At 50.5% G+C, this 18,933-nt stretch carries 17 protein-coding genes; 6 read left to right on the plus strand and 11 right to left on the minus strand.

Annotation, left to right across the window (positions count from 1 at the left end; translation table 11 throughout):
• Window positions 1–655: 655 nt before the first annotated feature.
• A complete protein-coding gene (locus PJE062_RS06155; RefSeq protein WP_008548095.1) occupies window positions 656–940 on the plus strand; it encodes an Hpt domain-containing protein in 285 nt (94 codons plus the stop codon).
• A 121-nt stretch (window positions 941–1,061) separates the two neighbouring features.
• Window positions 1,062–1,382 carry a 2Fe-2S iron-sulfur cluster-binding protein gene (locus PJE062_RS06160; protein WP_008547474.1) on the plus strand — a complete coding sequence of 107 codons (321 nt, stop codon included), beginning with the start codon at window positions 1,062–1,064 and terminating at the stop codon, window positions 1,380–1,382.
• A 75-nt stretch (window positions 1,383–1,457) separates the two neighbouring features.
• Here PJE062_RS06160 and PJE062_RS06165 read toward each other — a convergent pair whose 3' ends face one another.
• The gene (locus PJE062_RS06165; RefSeq protein ID WP_008548131.1) at window positions 1,458–2,675 is read right to left on the minus strand and encodes an MFS transporter; all 1,218 of its coding nucleotides are present in this window, start codon (window positions 2,673–2,675) and stop codon (window positions 1,458–1,460) included.
• Between the two features lie 108 nt (window positions 2,676–2,783).
• On the opposite strand from PJE062_RS06165, the gene PJE062_RS06170 reads away from it, so the two are divergent.
• Window positions 2,784–3,569, plus strand: coding sequence for a helix-turn-helix domain-containing protein (locus PJE062_RS06170; protein WP_008547555.1), 786 nt, complete (start codon window positions 2,784–2,786; stop codon window positions 3,567–3,569).
• A gap of 3 nt (window positions 3,570–3,572) precedes the next feature.
• On the opposite strand, the gene PJE062_RS06175 is transcribed toward PJE062_RS06170, so the two are convergent.
• The 8 genes from PJE062_RS06175 to PJE062_RS06210 form a co-directional block, all read right to left on the minus strand.
• Complete coding sequence (locus PJE062_RS06175) at window positions 3,573–5,270, minus strand: DUF3011 domain-containing protein (RefSeq protein ID WP_208982190.1); 1,698 nt, start codon at window positions 5,268–5,270, stop codon at window positions 3,573–3,575.
• Between the two features lie 201 nt (window positions 5,271–5,471).
• Window positions 5,472–6,647 (minus strand): VWA domain-containing protein, encoded by a 1,176-nt coding sequence (locus PJE062_RS06180; protein WP_008548107.1) that lies wholly within the window; start codon window positions 6,645–6,647, stop codon window positions 5,472–5,474.
• 71 nt (window positions 6,648–6,718) lie between these two features.
• A complete protein-coding gene (locus tag PJE062_RS06185) occupies window positions 6,719–7,243 on the minus strand; it encodes a GrpB family protein (RefSeq protein ID WP_008547661.1) in 525 nt (174 codons plus the stop codon).
• Between the two features lie 83 nt (window positions 7,244–7,326).
• Window positions 7,327–8,388, minus strand: a complete 1,062-nt coding sequence (locus PJE062_RS06190; protein WP_008548129.1) for a YcjF family protein — start codon at window positions 8,386–8,388, stop codon at window positions 7,327–7,329.
• Entirely contained in the window at window positions 8,385–9,881 is a 1,497-nt protein-coding gene (locus PJE062_RS06195) for a YcjX family protein (RefSeq protein WP_008547639.1), read from the minus strand. Before PJE062_RS06195 ends, PJE062_RS06190 begins: the two co-directional genes overlap by 4 nt.
• Before the next feature lie 93 nt (window positions 9,882–9,974).
• Entirely contained in the window at window positions 9,975–10,505 is a 531-nt protein-coding gene (locus PJE062_RS06200; protein WP_008547393.1) for a histidine phosphatase family protein, read from the minus strand.
• Between the two features lie 389 nt (window positions 10,506–10,894).
• On the minus strand, window positions 10,895–11,521 hold the full coding sequence (locus tag PJE062_RS06205) for a hypothetical protein (protein WP_208982191.1): 627 nt from the start codon (window positions 11,519–11,521) through the stop codon (window positions 10,895–10,897).
• 21 nt (window positions 11,522–11,542) lie between these two features.
• A complete protein-coding gene (locus PJE062_RS06210) occupies window positions 11,543–12,379 on the minus strand; it encodes a MoxR family ATPase (protein ID WP_008547796.1) in 837 nt (278 codons plus the stop codon).
• Between the two features lie 325 nt (window positions 12,380–12,704).
• On the opposite strand from PJE062_RS06210, the gene PJE062_RS06215 reads away from it, so the two are divergent.
• The 3 genes from PJE062_RS06215 to PJE062_RS06225 are packed head-to-tail and all read left to right on the plus strand — an operon-like array spanning window position 12,705 to window position 17,875.
• Window positions 12,705–14,390 (plus strand): flagellar hook protein FlgE, encoded by a 1,686-nt coding sequence (locus PJE062_RS06215; RefSeq protein WP_008547490.1) that lies wholly within the window; start codon window positions 12,705–12,707, stop codon window positions 14,388–14,390.
• Between the two features lie 53 nt (window positions 14,391–14,443).
• Window positions 14,444–16,288 carry a flagellar hook-associated protein FlgK gene (gene flgK / locus PJE062_RS06220; protein ID WP_037036184.1) on the plus strand — a complete coding sequence of 615 codons (1,845 nt, stop codon included), beginning with the start codon at window positions 14,444–14,446 and terminating at the stop codon, window positions 16,286–16,288.
• A gap of 27 nt (window positions 16,289–16,315) precedes the next feature.
• A complete protein-coding gene (locus tag PJE062_RS06225; protein ID WP_208982192.1) occupies window positions 16,316–17,875 on the plus strand; it encodes a hypothetical protein in 1,560 nt (519 codons plus the stop codon).
• Between the two features lie 33 nt (window positions 17,876–17,908).
• Here PJE062_RS06225 and PJE062_RS06230 read toward each other — a convergent pair whose 3' ends face one another.
• Together PJE062_RS06230 and PJE062_RS06235 are read right to left on the minus strand one after the other, a co-directional pair.
• Window positions 17,909–18,295: a flagellar biosynthesis regulator FlaF gene (locus tag PJE062_RS06230; protein WP_083793220.1), complete on the minus strand. Its 387-nt coding sequence runs from the start codon at window positions 18,293–18,295 to the stop codon at window positions 17,909–17,911.
• A complete protein-coding gene (locus tag PJE062_RS06235) occupies window positions 18,216–18,671 on the minus strand; it encodes a flagellar biosynthesis repressor FlbT (RefSeq protein ID WP_008547647.1) in 456 nt (151 codons plus the stop codon). Before PJE062_RS06235 ends, PJE062_RS06230 begins: the two co-directional genes overlap by 80 nt.
• Window positions 18,672–18,933: the final 262 nt, after the last annotated feature.

Below are 18,933 nucleotides of genomic sequence, written 5' to 3' on the forward strand. Positions count from 1 at the left end.
GCAGCATTTTTGGGGGGAACTCACTATGGCTAATCGCGAAAATTCTCCAGTCAGTTCTAAAGGTCCCAATCGGCCGAGTCCTACACAACTCAAATGGTTAAGGCGAGGTCTTAACGAAGCAGGTGGAAAGTTGCCACTGTTTGATGAGAGCGGTCGACAAGTGCCAGCTGCAACTGTGCGGGCGTGTGTTGCGGCAGGGTGGGCGGAGCCTTGGTTTTCCAACCCATTGAAGCCCGATTGGCTCATATGCAAGTTGACTGACAAGGGACGCGAGATGCTGGAGCGGGATGGTAATTCGAAAAATCTTGTTAACCATCTTTAACAGAGCACCTTGTCAATTTTAACGTGTGATGGCAGTGAAGGCCGGTGGCGGGGCTCCGAGTCTAGATTTGAATCTGGGCAGTAGGATGTTGTTAACCATAAAATAAAAACCTGTGTTTTCTTTTGGGGAATAGATTCCGTTGCCTATGGGAAATGAGGGATAGAGTCACTGCAGAGTCATAGCGGTGGCAGGTTTTGAGTCACTCAAGCGAATCAACTTTCCGAATAACTTGATAACTTTGAGTCACTTGGCTGTGTTTGGAGGCGTGGCGTCAACTTGGCACTGGAACTACATAAAACTACAAGTGCGATATGCAGGGATCACTTCTCTTCTGTGACGTTTGATGACCCGGATTTGCAAGGTCAGATCCTGGAGATGTTTGAGGAGCAGATCGATGAGTTCCGTCGGGGCTTGCAAGGTTCGTCAAGTGCTGAGGTGCTGAAAGCTGTGCTGCATCGCTTTAAAGGATCAGCGCGCGGCGTTGGTGCCTTTGCTCTGGGTGATGCGCTGGAGCATGCTGAGCATGAGGCTGCGGGAGGGCAGGTGCCAGTGCTTGCAACTGTAGAGGTTTGTCTTGATGCTGTATCTGCTGAGCTTCGGGAGCTGCGTAAATCGTGACGTGAAACTGGCTGCGCGGGTTTGACCATAAGGTCTGGCTCAGAAGTTCTTGAATAGCTGGGCGCCTGCATGTATCTGAAGACAACAGAATAAGCCAATCAGGGTCGGGACGACTTTAAATATGCCAAAGATTACTTTCATCACCTCATCAGGTGAAAGCCATGAGGTGGATGCTGCTGCTGGTTCTACCGTTATGGAGAACGCGATCAAGAACATGGTTCCTGGAATTGAAGCGGAATGTGGTGGTGCCTGCGCTTGCGCGACCTGTCATGTGTACGTGGACCCAGCATGGAATGACAAGACTGGCGAACCTGAGCCAATGGAAGAGGATATGCTCGACTTCGCTCAGGACGTTCGTGACACTTCCCGTCTTTCCTGTCAGATCCGTGTAACAGACGAGATGGATGGTCTGGTGGTTCATATCCCTGAGAGCCAGAGCTAAGCTGCAGCTTAAGAGTTTAAATGAAAAAGGCTGGTCCGATTGGGCCAGCCTTTTTTGTTGCGTATCGTGAAGGGCTTACTCGGCGCCGACGGCCTGTGGTTGGCGACCTGAGACCCACACGGTTTCCATACCCGGCTCAGGATGGCGGGGGATCATGCGGCTCAGGATCAGGCTGATGGCAGCCATGGACGCGCCTGCGATGAACACCAGAGCAGGTGAGAACAGCCAGATGGTGCCGAAGACAACCGGGATCACCACTGCAGCGATGTGGTTGATGGTGAAGTCCACGGCAGATGTTGGTGCAATGTCTGCCGGGTCTGCGATCTTCTGGAAGTAAGTCTTCATGGCGATGGCCATTGCGAAGAATGCATGGTCGATCACGTAGAGCGCGCCTGCAACCCAGACGTTGGTGACGAAGGCATAAGACAGGAACACGATGATCAGGCCGATGTACTCGCAAGTCAGCGCAGTTCGTTCGCCGACGCGACCGATAAAGGCGCCGATCTTGGGAGCGAGGAACATGTTGATGGCGCCGTTCAGCAGGAACAAGGCTGCAACTTCATGCACTTCGTAGCCAAAGCGTTCCACCATCAGGAAGCCTGCAAAGACGGTGAAGATCTGACGGCGCGCGCCACTCATGAAGGTGAGGGCATAATACAACCAGTAGCGTTTGCGCAGGATCAGCTTTTTGTGCTGCTCAACGTGGGCTTTGTATTTTGGGAAGGCAACTGCTGCGAAGATGGTCAGCGCCATGCCGGCAATTCCTGCCCAGAGGAAGACTTGCTCATAGGACAGATCAAAGGTCTTCCAGCTGAGCATGATTGTGCCGTAGATGCACAGAGAGACCAGAGACGAGACAGCGATGATCTTGCCGAGCAGGGCCGGTGCATCCTTCTTTGGCAACCACTGCAAAGACAGAGACTGCTTGAGCGTCTCGTAGTAGTGGAAGCCGAAGGACATGATGAGGGTGGTGGCGTAAAAGCCGATTGCGGATGGGAAGTAGCCGGTGATCGCAATGCCGAAGCCCATCAGGCCCAATGAAATCAGCGTGAAGGTCTGCTCTTTGAAGATGAGCAGCATGAAGATAACGGTGAACGCCAAAAGGCCCGGGATCTCGCGGATGGATTGCTGAATACCAATTTCCTGACCGGTGAAGCCGAGTGTGTTCACTGCGAAGTTGTTGATGAGGTTCCACCACACAGAAAATGAAAGCTGTGAGGCGACCGTGAGAACCAGCAAAAATACAAAGGGTGAGCGCCAGTCGGCTCTGATGTCTTTAATGATATTCAACATGGTGCTTCGTTCTTATGAAAAGGTTTTGCAATTAAGTAAGCGAAAAGTTTGTTTACGTGATAGCACTAGTTTGCCAAAAAATGTTTTGGAGTCGCCAAGAGGTGTTCGATGCCTATTCACGCTGATGTTTACATGGATCCGCATGAGGTGGATCGCCCGCAACCCATTGTTGCTTATGCGGTAGATATGCCCATTGGAGGGCAGGGGCAGCCGCATTCACATGCGCGTGGTCAGTTGGTTCACATCATGCAAGGCGCGACCACGGTGTTCACCGAGGAGGGTACGTTTGTTGTGCCGCCGGAGCGGGCAGTGTGGGTTCCGGGTGGGATGATGCATCGAACGGTCTACCCTGTCAAAACCCAGTTCCGAAGTCTGTACTTGCGTGAAGATTGGTCTGCACGGCTCTCTGATAAGCCAGTGGTGGTGCAGGTAACACCGCTGCTGCGTGAGTTGATACAGGAGCTCATGGCAGCGCCTAGGGATTATGCGCTTGATGGGCCTGTTGCGCGGATTGCTCAGGTGATTGTTGATCAGCTGAAGAGTTTGCCGGATGCGCCGTTACAGCTGCCTATGCCGGTCAATCATGCGCTGCTGAAAGAGCTTTGTCAGTCGATCCTGTCTTGCCCGGCGCATTTGCCAAGTCTTGCAGATGCAGCGGAACGGACATGTATGTCTCAGCGGACGTTTGAACGGCGGTTCTTTGATGAGACGGGCTGGAGTTACCGGAAGTGGTGCGGGCAGGCGAAGTTGTTTCGTGCGCTGGAGTTGCTCTCAGCAGGGCGAAGCGTGGGTGATGTGGCCTTCAAGCTTGGCTATGAGGGGCCAAGTCCGTTTATCTCACAGTTTCGCAAGGCGTTTGGTACGACACCGGGCAAGTACTTTAAGCCGCAGTAGTTGTTACTTGCCGCTGCTGCAGGCGCGGATGAAGTCACGAACTGGTTTTGCGCTGCCTTTGAGGCTGACGTTGTAAATCGCGTAACCGCCTAGGTTGACCTTGAGCTCGTTGTCCCGTGCCATTCGGTTCCAGAGAGAGGAGCCGTTGCTTAGGGTGAGAAGCGGCAGAGAAACTCCGGCTTCCGGATCCAGTGCGCTGCCAACGCCTACATAGCTTTCCTTGAAGCGCTTGGTGCTTAGTGAGATCAGGATGCTGTCGCCCGGCTTAAGTGCAGGAACTGTTGACTGGAACATGATTTCGATATCGCCGCTGCCAGCTATGCAACGGGCATAAAAATCGGTGTCGTCGGTTTCTGGTACACCGTGAACAAGCACTTTGTTGTTATCACCTGTTGGTAGTCCAGATACCCAAACATATGCGCCGTCAAAACCATTCAGCGGTGCTTTCTCATTCAGGAACTTGTCCGGATTTGGCAGAAGATCTTGCGTAATGAGGTCGGTGTTTTGCTCATGGAACACAAAGTGCTGAGCGGTTCTGCCGCTGCTGTTGAGTGCGCAGGAGAAGTTGAAGGGCACATACATGCCCTGACTTTGGTAAACACCGCGACCTGCCAGCTTGTCGCCCGTGCGCACCAGCACAGGCTTCTGGTTCAGCTGGTCATTTGTGAACGTACCAAGGCCCAGATAGACAGGAGGCAACTCTGAAAGGGAGTTCTTAGTGGCAATGATTTTGCTGCCAAGCTTGGAGCAGGCGCGGCGGGCGTTCCAAAGAGGTTCTGCTACGCTGATTACAAGATCATCTTCCGGAGCGATCTCGCTGTTTTCCAGTGGTGGCAGGTCTTGTGTCACCACTTGTGTTGGTGGGGCAGCTTGCGGAGAGCTGCTGTCCCGCTTCAGCTTGTAGTAACAGGCCTTCCGAGCAGCCGGGTCTGGATCTCCGAAGAAGTCAGTTCGGCAGTGAACATCGCCCTCAGCGGTCTTCTCGTAGAAAGCGCCGGGTCTGCCAAAGCGAACAGTCGTCGGGTATGGCAGTTCGCAGACCTGAAACTCCAGTGCGCACTTGCGCCAGCCATCTTTGGTAAACTCGGGAAGTTGCGGGATCGGGGTGATCACACCGCCAGAACTTGCTGACTTTACTGGTGTTTTGAGCGCAGATGATGTTGCGCTGACTGTGTTCACGCTTTTGCGGGAATATGGTTTGTTGCCCACATAGAAGATGCCTGCACAGCCTTTGTCTGTCCAAAGGTGTGATGGGACCACTCCCCAACTCTCGTTGAGCTTACACAGTGCATTGGATGTTTGGCGCAGAAGCTGGACGTAGTTGCGGTTGGCGTTCGAGATTCTGCACTTGGTGTAAGCAGCGTTCTCAGAAGCGCAGACGACGACGTTGGTTTCGTCCAGGCGGTCTGGCGTGTTGGCAATGTGGTTTGCGGTTGAGGGTCGATGTGTTGGATCGCTGCGATGAACATTCTCACCCTCATGTTGCTGGGTGAGGGTGTTGGTCAGGCAGTCGATAAACTCTGGGCTATCCAGCGATGCATCTGTCTTGTCCAGGCAGCTTTCAATGATCAGCGCCGGGATGAGTGAGTTGATCGGCGGGATAGTTGTTGCGTTGGCGTTAGCTACAAGAAAGGGTGCAATGAGGGCGAGAGTGCCCGCAGATTTCCTTGTGAACAGTTGCCACATATTAGATTTGCTCACAGCATAGCCTCTCTTAGCTCGTCTGGTGCACTTGTTGCCTAACGCAATCAGCTTGCGCCCAGCTTAAAGCTTTGCGTCTCGTCTTCTCCAAAATGGCAAGGAAACGCGCTACAGCTGAACACATGGTGCTGTCTAAATCTCAAAGCTATTCGCAGTCTAGTTGTAAAAGTACAAAAGAGGGAAGTTAAATACGCAGTGTTGTTAGCGTACAAGTTCCTTCATGGCAGAATCCAGTCCTTCCAGCGTCAGGGGATACATGCGCTGGTCAAACAATTCTTTCATCATGCCGATGGAATGGGTGTAATCCCAATGCTGCTCGCGCGCCGGATTGAGCCAGACGGCCTTTTGGTAAAGGTCCGTGACACGTTTGATCCAGGTATGACCAGCTTCTTCGTTCCAGTGCTCAACAGAACCGCCCGGATATGTGATCTCATAGGGGCTCATGGATGCGTCGCCGATGAAAATGACCTTGTAATCACTTGGGTATTTGTGGAGCACATCCATGGTGTTGATGCGCTCAGTATGGCGACGGCGGTTGTTCTTCCAGACGAACTCATAGAGGCAATTGTGGAAGTAGAAGTACTCCATCACTTTGAACTCCGTCTTGGCGGCAGAGAACAGCTCCTCGCAGACGCGGATGTGGTCATCCATTGAGCCGCCGATATCAAAGAACAACAGCACCTTGACTGCATTGCGTCGTTCCGGGCGCATGTGGATGTCGAGCAGGCCTTTGTGAGCGGTGGATTTGATGGTGTTGTCCAGATCCAGCTCGTCCGCTGCGCCGGTTCTGGCAAACTTGCGCAGGCGCTTCAGGGCAACTTTGATATTACGGGTGCCCAGTTCAACGGTGTCATCCAGATCTTTGAACTCACGCTTGTCCCAGACTTTGACGGCGCGGCGGTGGCGACTGCCGTCCTGTCCAATGCGGATGCCTTCAGGGTTGTAGCCATAAGCGCCAAACGGGGACGTGCCACCCGTTCCGATCCACTTGTTGCCGCCCTGGTGGCGTTCTTTCTGCTCTTCGAGCCGCTTTTGTAGCGTTTCCATGAGCTTTTCAAAGCCGCCCATGGACTCAATGAGTTTCTTTTCTTCTTCGCTCAGGTGTTTTTCGGTGAGTTTGCGCAGCCATTCCTCAGGGATTTCCGTAGTTGGCACTTCGCTCATCAGATCAAGGCCGTTGAACGTGTGTCCGAAGACCCGGTCAAACTTGTCCAGATTGGCTTCGTCTTTGACCAGCGTGGCACGAGCGAGGAAGTAGAAATCCTCGACGCGCTTGTAGGCAAGGTCAGCGTCCAGCGCTTCCATAAGCGTTAGATACTCGCGTACGGAGACGGGCAGGCCAGCGGATTTGAGCTCTTCGAAAAACTGAATAAACATGGGGTTACACTATGCGATAGGGCTGTGTGGTGTCGAGAGTGCATTTGACACCTTAGGCAAAAGCATAGGGATCAGTAAGAGCCTCTGGCCCAATCGATTGCTTTGGCCAGATGGAGCTCCACGAAGTTACTTTTGCCTTCACGGTATCCGACTACATCGCCGTTGACGTCTTGTGCTGTTTTCTTCTTCAGGTGCGCATACTTCTCGCGTACCTCGGGATGGGCTTTCAGGTAGTCACGGAAAGCGAGGTGGCGATAGACGTGCGGATCGCCGGTTTTGAAGGCGTGGAGGTGATGTGTGCGGTCATCTCCACCTTTCTCAAAATAGCGACGACCTTCGATGCCGTGTTCGCCCTTTGCGACATAGCCGATGTTGATGAGCTTTGCGGACTGAGCTTCAAGCGCTTCAATATCCGAGACTTCTAAGAGGATGTCGATGATGGGTTTGGCTGCAAGGTCTGGCACGGAAGTGCTGCCTATGTGGTGAATGCCTTCGACGATGTCTCCGAGAAGATCGTGCAGGACCTCCTGTTCTTGTTGGAAGTCCTCGGCCCACTGGGCCTGTGCATCTACCACTTTGACTTTGCGTGTGATCATCGCTTTGCCTGCCGTTGTTGTGCCTTATGAGCCCTGAACATAGCAAATGCCCAGGAGATGTGCAGGGCTCTGTCAGATCCTCGTTAATCTTGGTCTACAACCTCATCTGGGGCAGATTTTGTTATCTCACTCATGAGCTCAGTCAGAGAAGGGCCTTTTGTTGCGATGAACGGAGCCGGGCGGCAGGTCTGAATGGCGGCTACACCAATGCGGGCGGTAAGGAAGCCGTTGACCAAACCTTCGCCCAAGCGGGCGGAAAGTTTTGCCGCCAGACCCTGGCCGATGAACTGTTCCAACAAGCTATCACCTGCAGCCATGCCGCCTGTTACGGCAAGATGGGCGGCGACATCGCGTGCCAGTCTCCAGAAGCCTAAAGCGCCGGGGCGAGCACCATAGAGGCGGGATACACGACGTACGATGCGCAAGTTTTCGTAGAGTACGATCAGAATATCAACGAGCGCGCGCGGGGACAGGGCAGTCACCACAGATACACGCTTTGCGCTTTCCATAACGATCAGGCGAGCGCGGGCATCCAATGGGGCCATCAGATCGCGTTCTGCGAGTTTAACGAGGTCTCTGCCGTCGATGATCTCCTGCATATGCCCTTTCAACTGAGTGCGGCCATGGGCTGTTTCAGGCCTATCGGCATAAAGTGCCATCAGTTTTTGCAGGGCTGCGCGGGCTTCTTTGTCGCTGTCGTTGTCAGCTGCGGTTTGCAAATCGTCGCGGATATGATCGATATGTTCTAGCCGCGAAAGTGCGCGCCATTCTTTGAAGAACAGACCGATCAAGCCGAGGAATGCCAGAGCTGTCAGACCAACAGCTGTCCAGCCTAGCCAGACATAGTGAGCGAACAGGTCTCTGATGAGGCTGTCGACTGCAAGGCCAACGGCAAGGGAGACAAGGCCGCCGCCACCGATGGCGATGATCTTGCTCCAGCGGCTTTTTGCTGGTTTGGGCTCCGGTGCAATAGCGCTTTGCGGCAGTGCAAGAGCGCTGTCACTTTCCTCCGAGACAACTGCTTCAGAAGAAAGTGGTTCATGGGCGAACTCTCCTTCCAGCCGGACGGAGCTGTCATCCAGTTTGAACGCTTTCGGCGCGCGGCGCGCCTGTGGCTTGTGCTGATGTGTTTTCTTGTTGGTCATGCAAGTTTATCTCCCAGCAAGAACTCCATAGCGCTGTCCAAGCGGATGTGAGGGAGTGATAATGTAAGTCCTTCTGCAGTTCGTTCCAGCTTGGGAGGGCGGAAACGAACATACTTCAGTGCGGTCTGATCTTCTGGTTTGTCCTGGTCTTGTTCTGCCGTGAAAAGGTCGCTCAGGTCATCTGGTAAGTCACCAGGGAAGATTGCGGCTTCTTCATCGCCGTCAAACTTCATTGAGCCGATGGTCTCATTGGGCATTGGCGTGCCGAGTAGCGCAGGTGTTTCGACGCCGTCGTGATGGACGGTTGCTTGCCGTGTTGCTCTGACAGAGGCGAGAGCAAGGGTCTCGACGGATGCGCCGGAAAACTCTGCTCGATTGATTGCTTTTTCGACCAGCTGTTGCAGAAGCATCTCAAGATGATCGTGATCTTCTCGCCGCAAGTGATCTGCTTTGGTTGCTGCAAACAAGATGCGATCGATCTTGCGTGACAGGATCGAAAACAGCCAACTGGACTTGCCGGGTCTGAAGGCACCCATGATTTCCGTAAGTGCGCGGCTCAGATCGTCCAGAGCTTCTGGCCCGGCATTGATGGCGGTCAGCGCATCCACGAGTACAATCTGCCGATCCAGACGCGCAAAGTGGTTCTTGAAGAACGGTCTGACGACGTGCTTGCGGTAGGCTTCATAGCGGCGCTCCATAATGGCGAGGAGCGTGCCTGCTTTGGGCCTAACCTGCGTGTTGCTCAAATCCAGTGGAGCAAATGTGAGTGCCGGTGTTTCTTTCATGTCGCCAGGCATGAGGAAACGCCCCGGAGGCAGCATGGAGAGCGCGTTCTCATCATCCCGGCAGCGGCTCAGATACGTTGTGAATGTGCTGGCTAACTCTTTGGCGACTTCCTCAGAGAACTCATCGTGGAGTTTATCCTGATAGAGAGCGAGCGTTTCCAGAAACTCCTTGGAAAGATCTGGTCTTGCCTTGGCTCGGCGGAGCGCTTCCTCTGAGAAGCGGCGGAAATCCTGCCTCAATAAAGCAAGATCCAGAAGCCACTCGCCGGGGTAATCGACAATATCGAGATGCAACTTGCCACCGCCCAAGCGTCTGTTCAGGAATGTGGCTGACTCGTACTCGATTGTCAGGCGCAGCTCTGAGATCTGGTGCGTGGATTCTGGCCAGAGGCGATCTTTTGTGAGCGTTTCGACATGCTGCTCATAGTTGAAGCGCGGAACATCGTCATCAGGCTGCGGCTGGAGATAGGCACGGGCCAGTCTTCCTGTACCTGCGGCATCCAGCAGAGGCAAGCGACCGCCTGCAATAAGGTTATGGACGAGGGCAGAGATGAAGACGGTTTTACCGGATCGTGCCAAACCGGTGACGCCCAGACGTACGGTTGGGACTGTCAGATCAATTGCTGAATCCGTCAGATTGTCCAATGCGGTTTGCGCATCGTTCAGGGCCAGCTTCGCGTTTTTAAATAATGAATTCAGTGGGCTCACAGATCATCCTCCAAGGAACGATGTGGTGCGTTCTTTGGAGGAATGCAATCGCAAATGCCCCAATAATTGTAGAGTAAAGCAAAATTTTCCTAGTCAGGAGCCGGAGACAGCCTGTAAGTGTCGCGGCTGGAAGAAGGATACAATCCGTCCTTGTCTACGTTCTACCTCTGACCAGCGGTGGGCTTCAAAGTCTATAACAGCTAGTGCGCCGGTTGGGTATTTGGCCTCCATCTGATGGATATACTCTGGGTTGCCTTTGCCAACCAGTTCAAGAGCCGTGTCCTGAATGGCTGTGTTGTGCCCGACAACAAGAATGGTATCGAACCCACCGCCGTAAGCCCGGATAGCATCGGTGTAGTCGCCTTCGCTGGAGTTGTAGAGATCTCGTAGTAACTGGATGCGGGTATCGCAGCGTAGATAAGGCATCACTTCCATGAGTGTTTGCCGGGTGCGCAGTGCGGTTGAACACAGAATGAGCTTAGGGTGCAGTTGATGCTGGTGGATGTGAGCTCCGACCCGTGCTGCAGCTTTCCAACCACTGGAGTTTAGAGCGCGGTCATGATCGTGGACGCCTGCGTCACTCCAGTCGGATTTTGCGTGTCGCAACAGCATTAGGCGAAGCATACGTTACCCTCCAGTTATACGTTATTACTTTATGTTCCTAAGAGGCAGAAACATTCTAAGTTGTATTTATGCTGCTGTGCGATATTGCAGTGCAGCAATATTGGATGGACTTATTTGTTTATTACTTGCTTTGTCTCTGTTTGAAACCTACATGTTTTTTATGTGATTTGGAAGTCGATAGTATTCCCCTAATAGTATGGGGTTTTTATCTCATAATTACTGAAATATTTATTGGTGATACATACATTATTAAATGCAGCATTTTCATCTTTTAAACGACAATGTAGGTGCTTGCTTGGGGCTTTGCTTCGGTGCTTCAGGGAGTTGGCATGAATGGTGAGCGATGTGTGATCTGCATTGTATAAGCTCCCCGCACGATTTGAGGGAGATTAGTTGCGCTGCTGCTCTTTCTCAATGCGCACTGCCAAGCTCTTAAACAGGGCTCTGATTTTCTCAAGCTCGCTCACAGGCAGATCGTCGGAGATGGATGTCCAGACGGTATAATCTGCACTAGGGGCTGTGTATGCGACAAAGCTCTCGACACGTCCCATATTCATTGTTGTCTCGGTTCTGAACGCGACCTCGTTCTGCGGTGTCTTCAGGTTCAGCGGTTTGAAGTGACTTTGGCGATAGCCGCTTTTGAAGTTATTAATGAGTATGGAGGCCGTCTCTTTTTTGTGACGACGAAAGATAACTTTGATCTCGCCGTTTTCTGTCTCATACACGCAGCCGGTTCCCAGTTCCTTCAAATCCGGCACCAAAGCAGATCTGGAGAGCTGACTGATATAGTCCGGGCAAAACATGCCGGTGAAGTGGGTTAGGGCATCAACGTCTTTCCGCCAACCATTGTGCAGTGTGTGTGGCTGGTAGAGGAGGCTTTCAGAGATAGTGCTGTTTGCTTGAGCTGTTGTCGTGAATGAGCTGCTTAGTAGGACTGCACAGCTCATCAGTGCCGCCAGAGGTGCGCGCATGCGTGCTGCGAGGCTCAAAAATCTTGCGTTCTTTTGTTTTTTCATTTTCAAGCCAAACAATCGACGTTAGCGGCGGTTCATGAAGGCGAGGCGCTCAAACAAGTGAACGTCCTGCTCGTTTTTAAGAAGGGCGCCGTGCAGAGGCGGAATGATCTTCCGGCTTTCAGTCTCGCGCAGTGTCTCAGGATCAATGTCTTCATTAAGGAGCAGCTTGATCCAGTCCAGCAATTCAGAGGTGGATGGCTTCTTCTTCAGGCCCGGCAGATCTCTGAGGTTATAGAAGGCGTTCAGTGCTTCTTTGAGCAGGCGATCTTTGATTTGACCAAAGTGAACGTTGACGATCTCGCTCATGGTCTCTGCATCAGGGAACTTGATGAAGTGGAAGAAGCAACGGCGCAGGAAAGCGTCCGGCAAGTCTTTCTCGTTGTTGGAGGTGATGATCACGATTGGGCGCTGCTTGGCCTTTACGGTTTCACCAGTCTCATAAACGAAGAACTCCATGCGATCCAGTTCCTGAAGGAGATCGTTCGGGAACTCGATGTCTGCTTTGTCAATCTCATCGATCAGCAGCACCGGGCGTTCGTCCATCTCAAAGGCAGTCCAGAGTTTGCCTTTGCGGATGTAGTTGCGGATGTCTTTTACACGCTCATCGCCGAGCTGGCTGTCGCGCAGGCGAGAAACCGCATCGTACTCATACAGGCCTTGCTGTGCCTTTGTCGTTGATTTGACGTTCCATTCAAGAAATGGGACGCCAAGGCTTTGCGCGATTTCCTGAGCTAGGACGGTTTTGCCGGTTCCCGGTTCACCTTTTACAAGCAGGGGGCGTTCAAGGGTAATTGCTGCGTTGACTGCGATCCGAAGATCCTCTGTGGCAACGTATTGGGAAGTCCCTTCAAATTTCATTGCTAAATCCTGCTTGAACATCGTGATTTGGCGAAAACACTAATCTCTCGATAGGCAATGGGCAATCCCTGCAGGGTTGCACCATTGGGCTTATCTAGTGGTTTCGGTTCTGAGTGGGCTTTTTTTGTGTCTATGGGAATTATGTGCCGAGTGCGGCGAGTTAATTGCCGGGTTTAGATGGGAATTTTTATGTTTAACAATAAGTTAAAATTGTAAATTACTGAAATAGCTGAATAAATTAAGTATTTTGAATTGGCATGCAAGTTGCATCGAGTGTTCAAAAATCTGCGCAAGTTTGAGCGAATTTGAATTTTAGGTGGGCTCGATGAGTATTTATGGTGCAATCAACTCTGCAACGACCGGTCTGGACGCACAGTCCAAGGCGTTGGAGAATATTTCCGGTAACGTGGCGAACTCCTCGACCACCGGCTACAAACGCCTCGACACAAGCTTCTCTGATCTAGTCTCAAGCACGGGTAGCCGTCAGGCAGAGCAAGTGTCAGGCACAGTTATTGCTACGTCACGTGCAACAAACTACTTGTCTGGCGATATTACGTCTGCGGATCGTAACACCTATATGGCGATTAATGGTCCAGGGTACTTTCTTGTGACAAACCGCGATGGCCTTGGTCAGGAGACGCCTGAGAGCTTTTATACGCGTGCCGGTGATTTTGAATTGGATACAGAGCGTAATCTAGTAAATTCAGCAGGTTACTTTTTGCAGGGGTACCCAATTAATCCTGCTACTGGTGCGGTAAGCGACCGGGCTGTTCCAATTCAGGTGTCTGATGCTCCTATGCCTGCACAGCCCTCAACGCAGATTAACTATCAAGCAAACCTGCCGTCTAAGCCAACGACTGCGAACTATCAGAAGACAGATGGTGCAGCTAACTCTCAGTATGTTGATCCAAGTGTGTTTGCTGAACCGCACGAACTGCAGACGCCAGTATTGGACGATACCTCATCAGTTAAACTAACTGCTGATCAAAAGCTTACTGATGCAAAACAGTTTTCTCTCAATGATACGATAACGTTAAGCTTAGGGGGGAATCCGGATGAAGTCTTTACCGTTAAAGCAGATACGACAGTTCAGGATTTACTAGACAAACTGAGTAGTATGCACGGCGTAACAGCTGAGCTGCAGGCAGATGGCAAGATCAATATTTCATCTTTAAGTGAGCTTAACGTTGTTCAAGCTGGTACAGCTGTGCCTGGTCAAACTTTCCTGAATATGGATTTTGATCCGCAGCCATTAGCTTCAACCGGGACGTACGATCCTAATGTAGTTACTGGTGATAAAGCGGATGACTTCATCAAGTCATCCATCGCGGGTGGACAGGAGACTGTCTACGATGAAAATGGTACGCCAGTAAACGTTGAACTCCGTTGGGCGCTTAATGCTGAAAACAAATGGTCACTCTTTTATAATACTAACACCAAGGCAACAGGTGATGAAGTGGCCTGGAAAAAGATCAGTGATATGTCATTTGATGCGGCTGGTCGGTTGACGTCCCCGGCATCTGGCTTGGTTGATATCCCTGATCTTGAGGTCAATGGTGTTGGTATGGGCGACATCACCCTTAAATTTGGTCTTGATGACCTGACGCAGTACGAGGATGTAATTGGTGGCGCATCCAATATTGGTACATCTCAAGATGGCTTCCCTTCCGGTAAGTTGCAGGATGTTTCTGTTGACGCGGAAGGTAATGTGATCGGGAAGTACTCAAATGATAAGTCCCAGAAGCTTTTCAAAATCCCTGTAGCCACTTTCGCTGCAGAGCATGAGCTGCAGCGTGTTGATGGTGCGGCATTCTCAGAAACATCAACATCCGGTGAACCTGATTTCCGTAATGGTGGAACCATTCGTGCGAAGGCGCTTGAAAGTTCAAATGCCGATATTGCTAAAGAGTTTTCCAAGCTGATTATCACCCAGCAAGCATACTCGGCAAACTCGAAGGTTCTGTCGACTGCGAACCAGATGCTGGATTCAGTTCTTAACATTGTGCGATAAATTGCCGAGGAGGTAGGCGGTGGTCTGCCTTCACGCATTTGGGAGTTTAGGGTATGGGACTCGGAGCAGCTCTTAATGCCGCGATGTCTGGACTATCGCTTACTAAGGCACAGTTAGCTGTTACATCAAAGAACGTCGCGAATGCGAATGTTGATGGATACACGCTAAAGACGATTGTTGGCACGGAAGTACATAATACTTCGACGTCATCGTCGTCTGTGTTGACAAACCATGTACAGCGACAGGTCAATACCCAACTTCAATCTGCTTATTGGGAAAGCTTGAGCGACTCCGCATATGCGACCCAGTACAACGATTATATTAAGCAGCTCGATCAGATGTTTGGGAAGGTGGGGGATCCAAGTTCGATCCCAAGCCTTATGAACAACTTCACAAATGCTCTAACATCCTTAGCGACAGACCCTAGCTCACAAAGTGCTCAAGAAGTTGCAGTCAATGCTGCTGAGGAGTTGTCGAGAAGCATCAATACTTCTGCAAAACAAGTGCAGGAAATGCGCCGAGATGCTGATGCAGCAATTGCAGATGATGTTTCCGAGGTGAACTCCATCTTGAAAGAGATTGAGAGTTTGGAGGATAGCATCGTCCTAGAACGTTCTGCTGGTCGAGAAACAGCGCATTTGCAAGATCAGATGGATAGGCAGTTAGAAGCTCTGACGGAAAAGATGGATGTTGAGATTAAGCAGGACAACGACGGACTGCTGCGTATTTCGACTAAATCTGGCACCACACTCTACAACGATCGCGCCTCTGAACTGCAGTTTACTCCTCAGCCGACACTCGGTGTAGGTGTTGTAGGTAATCCGATCGAAGTAAAGTCTCAGTCAGGTGCTGTGATGGAGTTGACGTCGTTTGACTTGAAAAGTGGCAGTATCGGAGCTTTGGTTGAACTTCGAGACGATGTTTTACCGGAGACACAGTCACGTCTTGATGAGTTGGCAAGTCAGATGGCACTCTCATTGTCACAGCAGACATCTGAAGGTGCTGCTGCTGATGATGGTGGGGCGCCGCCAACTGCGACTGGACTGAGTGTTGATACCTCTAACCTTAACTCATCTGGTGATACTATCGAGCTTGAGTTTGAGGTTAATGGTGAGAGCCGCAAAGTAACATTTGTAGCTGTTACGGATCCTGGCTTGTTGCCGCTTTCGTCTGATGCGACAGCTGACTCAGGTGATATCGTGCATGGGCTTGTAATCCCTGCGACATCTGCTTCTCTGCAAAGCCAAATTTCTGGCGCGTTAGGGGCAGGGTTTGATGTTTCTGTTGATGCCGGTGGTGAGCTTAAAGTGCTGGCGCCAACGAGTCCTGGAACAATCGAAGTTACTGGTCTCACTGCGAAAAATACTAGGACAGTTACTGTTGCTGATGGATCCGAAATTCCGCTCTTTATCGATTCAAAAGGAGATGGTGTTCCATATACAGGTGCACTGGAAGATGGTGGACAAAAGACTGGTTTTGCTCAACGTATGACAGTCAATAAGGCAGTCATTGATGACCCCAGCTTGCTCGCAGGTGAGGCTGATAAGCAAAGTTCAGATCGTGCCAATCTTTTGAAGGACCGGCTGACCAAGACAGAATTCACATTCTCACCAAGCTCAGGCGTTGGGGCAAAGAACGCTCCGTATGTTGGAACTATCTCTAATTTTGGGATTGAGACTGTCGTCAAGCAAAGTCAAATTGCTAGTGCGGCAACGTCTGCTGAAAGCAACTCTAAAGCTGTTACCAGTATTGCCAAGAATGCCTATGAGAACAGCTATAAGGTTGATGTGGACGAAGAGCTTGTGAAATTGACTGAGTTGCAAAATGCTTATGCAGCTAACGCACGTGTCCTGTCGGCCATTGATGAGATGTATGATACACTTTTCAGAATCGCATAACTTTGCTTTAGAGATTAGGCTACTCAAATGAATACTATAGGTTATTCAAGATCCCATAGTTACATGCTTGACCTTCTGATGCAGCAGAAGACGCAGTTGGAAGACAAATCGATCCAGCTGACTTCTGGCCTGAAGTCGCAGACGTATGGTGGAATTAGCTCCGATTCCCGTATGGCTCTGGAGTTGCGTCGAGAAATCTCGAACATTGGTATCTATGAGGATTCAAATGCGATCGCGAGTATTCAGTTGGATTTGATGGGCAAATCTCTTGAGCACATGGAGAAGATGCGTGCTGAGAGTGTGAGCGCTATCGATGATAATAACTACACGCTGACGACTGATGGCCAAACAACAAGCCAGCAAGCAACTGAAATTATGCTGCATGAGACGATTTCGCAGTTGAACTCAGAAGTGAATGGTTACTATCTGTTTGGTGGCAAGGATGCGACTGAGCCTCCTGTTGCTTCGCTTGATGCAATTATGGATGGGCAAGGTGGTAAGCTTGGCCTCAAAGAGTTGATGAAGCGCTACGAAAACGCACATATCGGCGCTTCTGAAAATGGAAGAATTGAGTCTAGTGTAACCAGTCCTGCTGGTGTACCAACACTTACCCTTCAACAAGACAATGTTGAGGGGTTTGGTTTTCAGATCAACTCCGTCACTGCATCCTCTACTGATGTGACGACTGCTGTTGTGCCAGAAGATGTTTCTGACCCACTCAACCTTCAGGGAAAAAAAGGGACGTTCGCTTTTAATGATACGCCGGAGGTTGGTGATACGATTGAAGTTGAACTTGAACTTCCTGATGGTAGCAAATCAGTAGTCAAACTCACTGCGACGGATGATCCGGATGCGGGTGAGGGGACTTTTCTGATCGGTACAGGTGCCGATCCCACTCTTGAAAGTGCCCAGAATGCTCAAGCTGCTTTTGATAAGGCTATTAGCGGAATAGCTAAGACAGAGCTTCGAGCAGTTGCTGATGTTCAGGCTGGTGAAGAGTTTTTTGGCAACCATGGACGTACTGACCCAGCTCCAAAAGTGCCGAAAGCAGATGGTTCTGGTTATGAGACTGGAACAGATCTACTGGTGGATTGGTATACTGGCACCGAGAACGGCGATGATCCGCGTGCTGATAAGGTCGTTCAGATTGATGACAATGTGCGGGTTGAGTACGGTGCTCGTGCAAACGAGAAAGCCTTCTCCGAACAATTGCAGAATCTAGCTGTGTTCGTTGCTGCGGACTTTACTGCTGTAACGCTTGATGATGAGGCGAGTGAAGCTGTAGCTAAGTCTTATTACTCTTCACTTGCGAAGAAAAGTGATGATGCTCTGTCTGTCGCAGGTGATCGAAATTCTGGAATTCAAAGTGTTGCTTCTGAGATGTCGGTTGTAAATACAACCGTAAAGCGTACTGCAGAACGTCAAAAGCAAGCTGCATTGACTTATCAAAACACGCTGACGAGCTTAGAAAATGTAGATAAGACAGAAGTCGGTACTGAAATCGCTGTCCTGCGGACTGATTTAGAGGCGTCCTTTCAGGCGACCTCCATCCTTTTAAATCTAGGTATTACAAACTTTTTGAGATAACAAAAAGCCTCCTTAAATAGGAGGCTTTTTACTTTAGATATTTGCTTTTTGTCCCCTGAGGCCAGCTGCCAGAGATTTGTTTATGTTTATCATTGTCTCGAGCGCCTCTGGTTCTTCTCCACCCATCATTTCGATAGTTCTGTTGAACATAAACAGCGCTAGATTTGCGATGTTGTTTTGAAGCTCAAGAGGTAACTCGCTGTGGCTTGCTGTTGCCTCGGTTACAAAAATTGTCCAAAGCGTGCGATTGAATATGAGTGTTTCATTCCGTTCTTCGCGTGAAACTGTATCCCACTCACGTTGTAGCACAGAAAGGCGTGCTGCAGCTTTCATCAGAGCTTCAGCTTCCAGAGCTCTCGGATCCGCTGAGGCCGAGGTGTTCGCGGACTGCTGATATGCCTGAGTTGCTTGTTGATACATGACTTATCAAAGTCCTTTCATATTCAATCAGTTTCTTCGCGAGCTTCAGGGCGCGATAGAGCTCTTCCCGCAATATTGCGTGGCTGATATCACTGATAAGGTCGCGTGTGCTTGGTGCGGCCTGCAAGATCTTCCCAATAACGTCGAAGTACTCTTTTTGAGTAACCGTTATATCTTGCTTCAAATACATAACCTGGACTGCAAGGTATACCTGTTGTGCCATCGTGCTGGCGTCTTCAGGTAGCAGAATATCTTTCTCACGGAGGATCGGCGCGTCGCCTTGTATAAAAAAGCGTGCACGCTGCTTGTCGTTGGTGATAAGTGTTTCACCAACAATCAATTTTTCTCCGGGTTTGAGTTCTACCTTTAGCGCCATGCAGCCTCCTTCAAAGCACTCTTAACTATGATGGCAACCAAAAGGTTAATCTAGTTAATTCTTACGAGTTATTCAGCGATTTATTTCGAATTTTGATCAAGTTTAGAGCGTTTCTGAATTGAATTTCCCGAACTCGACTTGATGCATGGCAGATTGAACTGTTTGCGAGGTTTATCTAAGTACTGACCCAAGAAATATGCACAGACAATATTGGCGTGATGTCTAAGGTGGCTTCTGAGTTATCTAGCTGAATTAATTGAGT

The organism is Pseudovibrio sp. JE062 (assembly GCF_000156235.1).
In the GTDB taxonomy this organism is placed as follows: domain Bacteria; phylum Pseudomonadota; class Alphaproteobacteria; order Rhizobiales; family Stappiaceae; genus Pseudovibrio.